This window comes from Pseudomonas sp. EMN2, assembly GCF_009650555.1.
GTDB lineage: Bacteria > Pseudomonadota > Gammaproteobacteria > Pseudomonadales > Pseudomonadaceae > Aquipseudomonas > Aquipseudomonas sichuanensis.
Genome location: NZ_VZZR01000012.1, coordinates 139451 through 150635, shown reverse-complemented (window position 1 = coordinate 150635; position 11185 = coordinate 139451). Strand labels below are relative to the sequence as shown.

General features: G+C 61.5%; 15 protein-coding genes. 13 read left to right on the top strand and 2 right to left on the bottom strand.

Features of this window, described 5'->3' with window-relative positions:
- The first annotated feature begins 4 nt into the window (after nt 1-4).
- Both F6X61_RS05085 and F6X61_RS05080 read left to right on the top strand, forming a co-directional pair.
- The gene (locus F6X61_RS05085; protein WP_153785675.1) at nt 5-445 is read left to right on the top strand and encodes a phage tail protein; all 441 of its coding nucleotides are present in this window, start codon (nt 5-7) and stop codon (nt 443-445) included.
- Nucleotides 446-474: 29 nt separating this feature from the next.
- A complete protein-coding gene (locus tag F6X61_RS05080; protein ID WP_153785749.1) occupies nt 475-1710 on the top strand; it encodes a phage late control D family protein in 1236 nt (411 codons plus the stop codon).
- A 240-nt stretch (nt 1711-1950) separates the two neighbouring features.
- Here F6X61_RS05080 and F6X61_RS05075 read toward each other — a convergent pair whose 3' ends face one another.
- Nucleotides 1951-2592 carry a hypothetical protein gene (locus F6X61_RS05075; protein ID WP_153785674.1) on the bottom strand — a complete coding sequence of 214 codons (642 nt, stop codon included), beginning with the start codon at nt 2590-2592 and terminating at the stop codon, nt 1951-1953.
- Between the two features lie 98 nt (nt 2593-2690).
- Nucleotides 2691-3017 carry a helix-turn-helix domain-containing protein gene (locus tag F6X61_RS05070; protein WP_178125774.1) on the bottom strand — a complete coding sequence of 109 codons (327 nt, stop codon included), beginning with the start codon at nt 3015-3017 and terminating at the stop codon, nt 2691-2693.
- 85 nt (nt 3018-3102) lie between these two features.
- On the opposite strand from F6X61_RS05070, the gene F6X61_RS05065 reads away from it, so the two are divergent.
- From F6X61_RS05065 to F6X61_RS05015, 11 genes are all read left to right on the top strand, one after another.
- A complete protein-coding gene (locus tag F6X61_RS05065; protein WP_153785672.1) occupies nt 3103-3315 on the top strand; it encodes a DNA-binding protein in 213 nt (70 codons plus the stop codon).
- Nucleotides 3316-3344: 29 nt separating this feature from the next.
- Entirely contained in the window at nt 3345-3815 is a 471-nt protein-coding gene (locus F6X61_RS05060) for a YmfL family putative regulatory protein (RefSeq protein WP_153785671.1), read from the top strand.
- On the top strand, nt 3815-4111 hold the full coding sequence (locus F6X61_RS05055) for an ogr/Delta-like zinc finger family protein (RefSeq protein WP_153785670.1): 297 nt from the start codon (nt 3815-3817) through the stop codon (nt 4109-4111). Before F6X61_RS05060 ends, F6X61_RS05055 begins: the two co-directional genes overlap by 1 nt.
- On the top strand, nt 4108-4482 hold the full coding sequence (locus F6X61_RS05050) for a hypothetical protein (RefSeq protein ID WP_153785669.1): 375 nt from the start codon (nt 4108-4110) through the stop codon (nt 4480-4482). The genes F6X61_RS05055 and F6X61_RS05050 overlap by 4 nt, the downstream gene beginning before the upstream one ends.
- A 71-nt stretch (nt 4483-4553) precedes the next feature.
- Nucleotides 4554-4799: a hypothetical protein gene (locus F6X61_RS05045; protein ID WP_153785668.1), complete on the top strand. Its 246-nt coding sequence runs from the start codon at nt 4554-4556 to the stop codon at nt 4797-4799.
- Between the two features lie 11 nt (nt 4800-4810).
- On the top strand, nt 4811-7609 hold the full coding sequence (locus tag F6X61_RS05040) for a toprim domain-containing protein (protein WP_178125773.1): 2799 nt from the start codon (nt 4811-4813) through the stop codon (nt 7607-7609).
- A 13-nt stretch (nt 7610-7622) separates the two neighbouring features.
- Nucleotides 7623-7916 (top strand): hypothetical protein, encoded by a 294-nt coding sequence (locus F6X61_RS05035; RefSeq protein WP_153785666.1) that lies wholly within the window; start codon nt 7623-7625, stop codon nt 7914-7916.
- Between the two features lie 352 nt (nt 7917-8268).
- Complete coding sequence (locus F6X61_RS05030; RefSeq protein WP_153785665.1) at nt 8269-8682, top strand: DUF2528 family protein; 414 nt, start codon at nt 8269-8271, stop codon at nt 8680-8682.
- Complete coding sequence (locus F6X61_RS05025) at nt 8679-8882, top strand: hypothetical protein (RefSeq protein ID WP_153785664.1); 204 nt, start codon at nt 8679-8681, stop codon at nt 8880-8882. Before F6X61_RS05030 ends, F6X61_RS05025 begins: the two co-directional genes overlap by 4 nt.
- Nucleotides 8872-10554 carry a DNA cytosine methyltransferase gene (locus tag F6X61_RS05020; RefSeq protein WP_153785663.1) on the top strand — a complete coding sequence of 561 codons (1683 nt, stop codon included), beginning with the start codon at nt 8872-8874 and terminating at the stop codon, nt 10552-10554. Before F6X61_RS05025 ends, F6X61_RS05020 begins: the two co-directional genes overlap by 11 nt.
- Nucleotides 10547-11173, top strand: coding sequence for a hypothetical protein (locus F6X61_RS05015; RefSeq protein ID WP_153785662.1), 627 nt, complete (start codon nt 10547-10549; stop codon nt 11171-11173). The genes F6X61_RS05020 and F6X61_RS05015 overlap by 8 nt, the downstream gene beginning before the upstream one ends.
- Nucleotides 11174-11185: the final 12 nt, after the last annotated feature.

Below are 11185 nucleotides of genomic sequence, written 5' to 3'. Positions count from 1 at the left end.
GGACATGATGCTCGCCCTGGGCATGTTCATTTTCAGCGTGAACACCATCGCCTACCAGGAACTGCAGCGCCAAACCGATTGGAGATGGGCTAGCAGCAACCGCGTCGGCGCCCAGCCAGCGCAACAGTTCACCGGCCGAGGCGACGACAAGATCACCCTTCCCGGGGTGATCCTGCCGGAGCTGACCGGTACCGTGGTCAGCCTGGACGAACTGCGCGGCATGGCCAACACGGGCCGGGCATGGCCCATGGTCGACGGCACCGGCCGGATGCGTGGCCTGTACGTCATCGAGAGCCTGAGCGAAACGCAGTCCCTGTTCTTCACGGACGGCACCGCGCGCAGGATCGAATTCAGCCTTGCGCTCAAGCGGACCGACGCCGGCCGCATTGACCTGCAGGGCAGCACGGCCCAGCGCAACTCGCGAATCCTGCGGGAGGTGCTGTGACCGACGACGAACTGCGCGTAGTGGCGTTCATGCGTGACGCTCACGATGAACTCCGAGAGGAGTCCCGTCACCCTGTGCCGGCCTACCGGCTGACCGTTGACGGCAAGGACATGGCCAAGGCCATCAGCCCGCGCCTGATCAGCCTGCAGCTGACCGACAACCGTGGCCTGGAGGCCGACCAGCTGAGCCTGAGCCTGTCCGACCACGACGGGCTGCTGGCCATCCCCCCACGCGGCGCGGTGGTGAAGCTGTGGCTGGGCTGGAGCGACACCGGGCTGACCTACAAAGGCTCGTACACCGTCGACGAAACCGAGCACAGCGGATCGCCCGACATGCTCAACATCCGCGCCCGATCAGCGGACATGCGCAAGGGGCTTAAGACCAAGCGCGAGCGCAGCTGGAGCGGTACCACGCTCGGCCAGGTCCTGGGCGACATCGCCACCGCGAATGACCTGAAGACCAGTATTGCCGAAGCGGTCGCGGCCCGAGCGGTCAAACACCTGGACCAGGCCAACGAGTCCGACGCCAACATGCTCACCCGCCTTGGCGAACTGCATGACGCCGTGATCACCGTAAAGGCCGGCTGCCTGGTCTGCCTCCCAGCCGGCGGAGGCAAAACGCCCAGCGGGGCCGCCCTGCCCCATGTAACGCTGACCAGACGCGACGGTGACGGCCACCGCTTCCTCCAGGCCGACCGCGATAGCTATGACGCGGTGAAAGCCTACTACTACGACGTGGGCAGCACGAAAAAGCAGGAAGCAATCGCCGGCGGCGGCGAGAAGGTCAAGGATTTGCGGCACACATACAGCGACCGGGATTCAGCCTTGCGGGCCGCCCGATCGGAGCTGAACCGCCTGCAACGCGGCAGTGCCACGCTCAGCTACAACCTGGCCAAGGGCCGGGCCGACTTGATCCCGGAGCTGACGTACAGTCTTCAAGGGGTCAAGAGCGAGATCGACGCAATCGTCTGGTACGGCGGCAACGTGCAGCACAGCCTCACCGCGGACGCCGGATTCACCTCCAGCCTGGAGCTGGAGAGCAAGCTGCCAGAGGACAACGTCGATTCGTTGTACGAGGAGCCGAAGGATGGCGCTTACACCGGGGTGGTGGCGTTCTACAGAGACAAGGCGACGGGCAAGGAGACCTCGGTCGTGGCGGGCGAATCGACCAAGCCGAAACGCCTGAGGCGGGTCTATGACAACAAGGAGGCCGCGCAGAAGGCCGCCGATCGGGAGTGGAAGAAACTGCAGCAGAAAAAATCCTGAGCAAAAAGAAACCCGGCAAAGTTGCCGGGTTTCTTCTACCGCGCCTTACTCGGTTGACCGCAGAAGCGCCTCCATGATCCTGAGAACATCCTTCCTCCGCTGCTCGTCAAGATCGCGCAGCAGTTCAAGAAAGAGGCGTTCCAACTCGGTAAGGTTTTGCATGTCATTACTCCATTCCATGTGACAGGAGCGACATAAACCATGTCGCTCACTGCCCCAGGAGCAAAGACTAAACTCAACTTAGATTGGGGTAGCGAAGAACCATGTCCCGACTTGATCGCTTTGCTTAACGCTAAGCTTTACGTCGCCATACACTTCTGGCTTTCCTTCCAGCATGGACGGCAACTTTTTGAAAACCTCCTTGTAGTCTGCTTCGGGAGCAGCTGCAGCGAGCGCTGCGCTCGCCATCATCATGATCTCAAGCCCCGAGATTGGCTTACCGTCGCCAGCTCCTATCAGGGTAATTTCCTGGATCTCGCCGTTTGCCTTGGATACCGAACCAATCAACGAGGCATATGGACCAAGGTTAGCGTTGAATATGTCGTTTACTTCTCCAACCGTCACTGCCCCACCATCAACTCGATACGGCTTCTCGTATTTTTTTAGAATCGGGTTAATACGCTCGGCGTATTGCTTAGGCGTTACCCCGAGAGTCTTAACAACAACTTTCGCTACTGCTGGCTTCTGCGACTCAACCGAAGCAGATTTTTCACTGCCGCCAGTACAGGCTTTGACCGCAAAGACGACAATTACTAACAGGAGAACCAATCCCATTAGCTGTTGAGCGGCTGTCACCCCTGGGTTTGAAACACCGCAACTGGGGCAGGTTTTTGCCTTCGCATCAATTTGATGTTTGCAGGATTTGCAAGGCTTGAGCGCCATTTAAAGAACTTCCTTTTGTCATCCAATGAATGACCGCCCTGCCATGGGGCGGCCTACTACATCCTCTGGGGGGGCTTACCGATGTACTTCACCCCAAATTACTTCGACTGCGGCTTCGCGAACGCTCGTGCCGTTCGGCCCAAAATCGCTCTATCGCTCTCATCCATATCGCGCAGCAACTGTACGAATTCTGCCTCTGATGCAGTGATGCTGTCCGTTGGCTGCGGTAATCGGGCTCCGGTTACCACGTACAGAACGTCAACGCCCTTCTCCGCAACGGCTGCTAGGTAGGCTGCATCGGGGCTTCTGTCCCCTTTCTCGTAATTGAACTGCGAGGTTTTCGCGACGCCAGCGATGGCGGCGAAATCGGCCTGGTTGTAACCAAGACGAACACGCTCCTCTTTCAGCCTCTCGCCGATATTCAACAAAACGGAACTCCAATCCTTGACCATTCAACGAATGTTGAATAATCTGACCCTACGACCACACGAAACCACACGAAACGAGACTATGCCGAACACCTACCCCACCGAGCAAGCATGCCAAGAGGCCCGTGCTCGTATCGCACGACAAGGAATTTCAGCGAAGGAATGGGCCGAAAAGCATGGGCTCAATCCCTCTACCGTGTACGCCGTCCTCAACAGGCAAAAGAAGTGCCTTCGGGGCGAGTCACACCGCGCTGCAGTGCTGCTCGGCATCAAAGCAGGCGAAATCGAAAACTAGCCCCCCTGGCCCAAGGAAGACACCAGAACATGAAGACCCCCGTTCTAGAAACCCTGCGCCAGGTCGTGAGCGCCGTTGTGTGCGCATACCCTGGCGGCCGCGAGTGCGCAGCATCACGCCTGGGCCTCCAGCTCAAGCAATTCGACAATCGCGTGTACGAGAACGCCGGTAGCCGCCCGCTGAGCTATGAGCAGATCCACCAGCTTGAGCTCGACACCAAGACGACTCATCTGCCGGAGTTCATTGCCCGCATGTACGGCGGGATGTTCGTGCCGCTGTCGCAGCCGCAAGATCTGGACAACGTCGAGCTGTACACGCGCTCCCTCAAAACTGACGCCAAGCTTGGCCTGGTCGATCAGATCATTGCGAGTTCGATTGAGGACGGCGTGATCGAGCCCAAAGAGGCTATGGCCATCATCCAGGCCCTCACCCTTTACTTCGCGGCACGTACCGCCGAAGTCGCGGCAACCCTCCAGCTATACGGCAGGGAGCGCAGATAGTGAGCAGCACCTACAAGCTCGTTTGCGCCCACTGCGCAAGCCCAATGCGGATCCGCACCAGCGAAGGCACCCACATTTTTCTGCGCGTTGCGTACCTGCAGTGCAAGAACGAAGCCTGCGGCTGGTCGGTACGCGGCCAGTTCGAAATGACCCACGAAATGAGCCCGAGCGGCATGCCGAACCCCTCGGTTCGCTTGCCTGTAGCGAGCGTGGCCCAACGCCGAATGGCAATGAAGTCCCCCGACGCTCAACCCGATCTGCTGGACCAACTGGATGTGGAGGCTGTGACCGCATGAACGCAATCGCATCGATCTCGACCGTTGAAACCGACTACCGCGCTGCTATGCAGCAGGCGGCCGTGGCCTTCCTGTTCCGCCGGAATGGTCTGCACCTGACCGGCGACCATCAGGTCCTGGAGAACTGCCGGCATTACCTGGTCCAGTCGCTTGAGGTACCCGCGCACCTGGTGCAGCGGATCGCCGAGCTGGCCGTCGCCGAGTTCGAGAGCAAGACCACCAAGCGCCTGCAACTGGTGGGCGTGTGCGTCACCAGCGGGATATTCCGCCCCCGACTGGTCCTGCTGGACACCATTACACAGCACCGCTACCAGGTGCCGGCCCGCTACCTGCCGCGCCGCATGCTGCAACACCGCGACACCTTCAAGTAACCCGATTCAACCCCTACCCGATGCCCCGTTCCGCGTGGGTAAGGGGAAACTGCATTCCACTGGTGGCCGAAATGAGCAACATCACCATTCAAATCACGCTCGACGAGCAACAGGCAAAGCAGTACCAGCTGTGGCTTGCCGGGCAATTTGCCCTCGAAATGTCCGGAGTCTGGTACTCCGACCGCTACCGGAACGTGCCGACCGGCGAGCGCGGCCGCAAGGTTCTACAGGACGTTCCCCACCTGCGCGGCATCTGCCGGACGCGCAAAGCGCTTGAGGATTTGCTGGGCCCTGTGCAAGTGGAGCGCCCGCAGTGACTCCACAGACTATGGAACACCAACTGCGCGCCGACGTCCTGCAGCGGCTGGAGAGCGACTACGGTTTGCAGCACATGTCGGGCACCGAGTACATGCGCAAGGGCACCTGCCCCCAGTGCAGCCAGCGCCGCCTATTCTCGCGGCACGACAACCCCTGGTTCATCCGCTGCGGCCGCGAGGAAAAGTGCCGCTACATGGCCCCAGTCAAGGAGCTGTACCCGGACCTTTTCGACGACTGGAGCAAGCGCGCACCGGCAACAGAAAAGGAGCCGGCCGCCAGTGCCATCGCGTACCTCACGTTTGCCCGTGGCTTTCGCCTTGAACTGATCAAGGGCTGGTACACACAGGAGAACTACTTTGATCGGGAGCTGGGCATCGGGTCCGCAACGGTCCGTTTCCCGCTTGAGCGCGGTGGTTACTGGGAGCGCCTGATTGACCAGCCTGCGCGGTTCGGTAAGAAGAAGGCACGCTTCCAACCAGGCCAGAGCTACAAGGGCTATTGGTGGTGCCCGCCTTGCCTCGACCTGCAGGAGGTCAAGGAACTGTGGATCGTTGAGGGCATCTTCGACGCCATCGCCCTTCTGCATAACGGCATCGCAGCCGTGGCCGCCCTGTCATCGAATGCTTATCCCGAGGAATCGCTCAAGGCCCTGATCACCACTTGCGAAGGCAAGACCCCCAAGCTGATCTGGGCGCTGGATAACGAGCCAGGCGCGCATAAGTACACCAAGGCATGGGTGAAGCAAGCCCGCGCCCTCGGCTTTACCTGCGAAGCGGCACAGATCCCCCAGCCTGATGCCCGCAAAGTCGACTGGAACGACCTTCACCAGCGCTGGGCCTTCATCGATGACGACGAAGCCCGGGCAGAGCGCATCAAGACCGAACTGGACGAGGCCAAGCACCACGGGGCGCTGCTCATCGCAGAGAGCGCCGTGGAGAAGGCACTGCTGATGTACCAGTGGCGTGAGCGGGAAGAGTTCCACTTCGGATACGACTCGCGCCTCTACTGGTGGCGGCTGGACATCTCCAAATTCAACAGCGCCATGCAGGCACTCGACTCCAGCGAAAGCCAGGAGGACCAGCAACTAAACGACAAAGCCCGTCGCGCAAAAGCGCTGCGCATGTCCGGTTGCGTGGTCGAGATCGCGAACTGCTACCCCAAGGCCCTGTACTACCAGCGCAACGAGATCACCGACGAGTCCTGGTACTTCTTTCGCGTCGACTTCCCCCACGACGGGGCCGCGGTAAAGAACACCTTCACGGGTAGCCAGGTGGCCGCCGCCAGCGAATTCAAGAAACGCCTTCTCGGCATGGGTGCCGGGGCCGTGTTCACCGGAAGTGGACAACAGTTGGACAAGATCATGAAAGACCAGCTCTTCGGCATCAAAACTGTGCAAACCATCGACTACCTCGGTTACAGCCGCGAATACGGCTGCTACGTTTTCAACGAAGTCGCCGTGCGCGACGGCCAGGTGGTCAGCGTCAACGAGGAAGAGTTCTTCGAAATGGGCAAGCTCAAGCTCAAGAGCTTGCAGAAGGGCGTAAAGATGGCGCTGCAGAAGGACGACAAGCGCTACAACGAAGAGTGGGTATCGCTGCTTTGGACCTGCTTCGGCGCCCAGGGCATCGTCGCCACGACCTTCTGGTTCGGCTCGCTGTTCGCCGAGCAGATCCGCTTCCGCTATCAGTCGTTCCCCTTCCTGGAAGCCACGGGCGAGGCCGGCGCCGGCAAGACCACCTTGCTCACCCTGCTGTGGAAGCTGTTCGGCCGCGAGGGCTATGAGGGCTTCGACCCGGCCAAATCCACCAAGGCCGGCCGCAGCCGCTTGATGGGCCAGGTATCCAGCATGCCGGTGGTGCTGCTCGAATCCGACCGCAGCGGCGACGACAAGAGCCACGCCAAGACCTTCGAGTGGGACGAGCTCAAGGACTACTTCGGCGGCGGCACGCTGGCCACCAAAGGTGTGAAGACCGCCGGCAACGAGACCTACGAGCCGCCGTTCCGCGGGACCATCTCGATCAGCCAGAACGCCCCGGTGGTGGCCTCCGAGGCGATCATGACCCGCATCGTCAAGCTGCACTTCGTGCGCCCTCAAGTCACGGTTGAGAGCCGCGCAGCAGCCGACCGCCTGAACGGCCTGGACGGCGCGCTGCTGAGCAACTTCCTGCTGCGGGCCGTCCGCAAAGAGGCCGAGATCCTTGAGCTGTTCGCCGTGCGCCTGCCGGTGTACGAGGCAAAGCTCCGTGCCCTGCACTCGCATTGCTTTGCCTGCGGAACACCGTTCCAGGGCGACGAGAGCCAATGCCATCACTGTGGCAGCCAGCTCAGCGGGTATATCCGCGTCGAGCGGATCATCTACAACCACGCCCAAATGCTCGCCCTCCTGGACTGCCTGCGCCTGGTCGTGGGCCTCAGCGACCACCAGGTCGACCACACCCGCGCCCAGCTGGTGCGCATGGCCATCGAGCGCCAGGCCTCGATCAGCTCCGACCACCCAGTGGTCGCCGAATTCTGGGAGGTATACGAGTACCTGGAAGGCCTGGACGCCGACGGCCCAGTGGTGAACCACAGCAAGAAAGACCACGTCATCGCCATCAACCTCAACGACTTCGTCAAGTGCGCAGCCGAGCACCGCCAGAAGCTGGCCGACATCAACGAACTGCGCGACCGCCTCAAAGACTCCCGTTCCCACAAGCTCATCGAGGTCAACAAGGCAGTCGACAGCGCGGTACGGGCTCACCAGGCGAAAAGCGGCAACTACACCATCACCAAGCAACCCATCGTCAAGTGCTGGATTTTCCAGGCCTGACCGAGGAACTCACATGTTGATTCGAGTGTTGATCGGCAACGCGTCCGCTGATGGCCGTAGCCAAATCCAACAGGAAAAGGATCGGCAGGTCGCTGCCGGCCAGGACTACCCAATCATCAACGCAGGCGCTTACGCCGAAGACGGGCTGAACGAGATCCTGGAGGTGCGGGTGAACAGCGGTCAGCGCGAGATCCTGGTCGACGACTGCACCAGGGCGCAGATCCATAGCGTGATCGCTTGGCAAACCAGCGTAGAGGAAGACCCGCGATTCGAGGACGTGTACGTCCAGCTGGCCCGCCGAAACTGAATTTCAAAGCAAGAAAAGTGGTGCCAGGGAGTTGCAGCTCCCCGGCACCAGCCAAACCCAAGGAGAATGAAATGCGCTTGAAACCCACTCACCCCCTCAGCCCCAGCACCAGACTGAAGCCTGGCGGCCGAAAGGCTATCACATCGGTATTCCGGCCCGGAGACAAGGTGAGCCAGCTGGTGCGGGCAAAACGGTCCCGTTGCACGCGGCGCCATCACAAGGTGGCCATCGTTCTGTACTCGTTCGGCCAATGTGTGGTCGTGCGCTACAAGAACCGCCCGAAGGAGCTGTACCCCGCTTGGGTACTGATACTGGCACCTCAACAAACTGCTATCGCGCCTGGAGGTCGAGTATGACCGTGCCGGCGAACATCAAGCGCTTCAGAGTCAAGGACACCTGGAAGGACTTCGAAGTAGTACTCGAAGTTGACCTCAACCGCCTGACTGCCGAACGTGCCCAGCAGATCAACAGCTTCTGGACCAGCGCCGAAGACCGGTTGGACGAGGAAGGCGGTGATGTCGTCCGCACCGTGATTCGACTCGCCGGCCTCGAAGTGATGTGCGAGATCCTTGAGGATCGCGGCGCCGATTTCGGTGATGCGGACCGCTGGTATTGCGAGAAGACCACCCAGAGGCTCCACGAAAGCGAAGGCTGGGGTGGCAGAGCCGAGGGTGACTGCTTTGGATGGTGCGGGATTCGTGTTGTTGGGGCCGAAATCGATCTGCCTTGCTTTGAGGATGTAGCTGTTTCGGAGGTGAGCGCATGAGCCAGCAGACCCGCCCGCGCCTGGCCAGCCACTCGCTGGACCTGCCGAACCATTGCGACATCTGCAACAAGGCCCGCTCCCACGGGAATCATCAGCGCTGCAGTCAGATCCGCCAACAGCGTCAATCTGCGTATTGGTCAGCCTACATGGCTAACGTCGAGGCCAAACAGGCACAAGGGGGCCGTCGCAATGCTCGCTAAACGCAAGCTCTACCACTTTCACTTCTGTTGCGGCCTGGGCGGCGGTGCCAAGGGCTTCAACCGTGCCAAGCCCATCGTCGGCAACGTGCAGGCTGAGTGGGAGTGCATCGGCGGGGTGGACGTGGACCCGGCCGGCCTGGCCGACTTCGAGCGCCTGTCGGGCGTGAAGGGCACCCTGGTCGATCTGTTCACCCGCGACCAGTACATCCGCTTTCACGGCAAAGAGCCGCCACCAGGTTGGCGCGAGGCTACGCCGGAGGATATCCGGCGTGCAGCTGGTGGTCGCCGGCCGGACGCCGTCTTCATCAGCTCCCCGTGCAAGGGCGCCAGCGGCCTGCTGTCGGAAACCATGAGCCTTACCCCGAAGTACCAGGCGTTGAACGAACTGACGCTGCGCTGCATCTGGCTATTCGGCGAGGCATGGAAGGATGACCCGGTACCGCTGCTGGTGTTCGAGAACGTCCCGCGCCTGGCCAGCCGCGGCCGGCACCTGCTGGACCAGATCGGCGCACTGCTCAGCTACTTCGGCTATGCGGTCGCCGAAACCACCCACGACTGCGGCGTGATCGGTGGCCTGGCCCAGAGCCGCAAGCGCTTCCTGCTGGTAGCGCGCCACGTCGAGAAGGTTCCACCGTTCTTGTACGAGCCGGAGAAGAAGAACCTGCGCGCAGTGGGCGACATCCTGGGACGTATGCCGCTGGCCGGCGACATCGAACAGGCCGGTCCAATGCACCGGGTACCAGCCCTGCAGTGGAAGACCTGGGTTCGTCTGGCCCTGGTCGAAGCTGGCAAGGATTGGCGCAGCCTGAACGACCTGTCGATCGAGGATGGCTACTTGCGCGACCTGATTATCGTGCCCCAATTCCGCGACGGCTTCCTTGGCGTGAACGATTGGGCCGAGTCGGCCGGTACCGTGGCGGCCCGCAGTGGTCCAACCAATGGCAAGTTCTCTGTGGCGGACCCGCGTGCCAAGGCCGGAGCCCTTCAGTATCAGCAATACGGCGTGCGGCGCTGGCAGGACACCAGTGGCGCGGTGATCGGTGTCAAGAGCCCCGGCCAAGGGACGTTCAGCGTCGCTGACCCTCGGCGGGTAGGCAACGGCTTCGGCAAGTACCTGGTCACGCCATACGCCAGCTCGGCTGGCACAGTGATCGCTGGCAGCACCACTGGCCAAGGCGCGTTTGCTGTTCAGGACCCCCGCCCGGGCATGCGCCGTACCAAAGGCGATGCCTACCTGACTGGTGGACACTATGGCGTGGTGCCCTGGACTGGCCCGGCCGGGGCCGTTTCAGCAAGCGCCATGCACGACAATGGTCGCTGGAGCGTTGCAGATCCCCGCCTTCCCGAGGCGGACGACCGGCTTACCTGTGTGATCGAGTCGCTCGACGGAACCTGGCATCGCCCATTCACCACACTGGAGCTGGCAGCGCTGCAGAGCCTGGTCGAGCCCGAAGAGCAGCTTGAGCTGGACGGCCTCAGCGACCAGGCGTGGCGCGAGCGAATCGGTAACGCAGTGCCGCCGGCTGCGGCCGAAGCTATTGCCCACGTTATGGGCACCACCCTGCTCCTGGCCGCCCAAGGAGAGACCTTCATGCTCAGCAGCATGCCGATCTGGGTCCGCCCGGTTGCGGTTGGCCTGAGCGTTGCTCAACAGGAGGTGACATATGGCTGATCTCTTTTACCTGCAGGACAGCCGCAGCAACGTCGGCAGTAGGGCCATGTTCTGGCGAGAGGGTGGCGGTTACACCTCAAACCTCGATGCGGCTGAGCTGTTCACCCGTGAGCGTGCTGTAGGGCAATTCGCGAGTCGCGAGAGCGACCTCCCCTGGCCCGTTGGCTACGTTCGCGCTCATGTTGAGGTTGGCGTCGACTCTCAGTACCTCACCAGATCCGAAGCCGAGGCTTACCGTAACCAGGATGGTCGGGTGTATGTAGCCTATGTTCGCGAGTGGGACGGCAACGACCTGGTATGGCGCGGCGGCGAAGGCCCTACTGCCAACCTGGAAGATGCCATCCACCCAGGAGCAGAAGATACCGCTGGTTACGTGGCGCAGGGCTTCGAGCTGTGGCCGTGCGGCTACATTGCCGAGCGTTCCCGGCCGGTGGTCCGGGCTGCGCTGCTCGACCATAAGCAGGCTCTGCGCTCGGTCAGCCTCAAACTGCCCAAGCTCAACCGTCCCCGCCATCGCAGCTACAACTATCGGATCAACTGCGACGGCTGTGGCCGCTTCATCAGCGAGCATCAGCGCTTCGAGGACTGCCCAAACTGCGGAGCGAGGAACGCACCATGACCGCTCTCCACC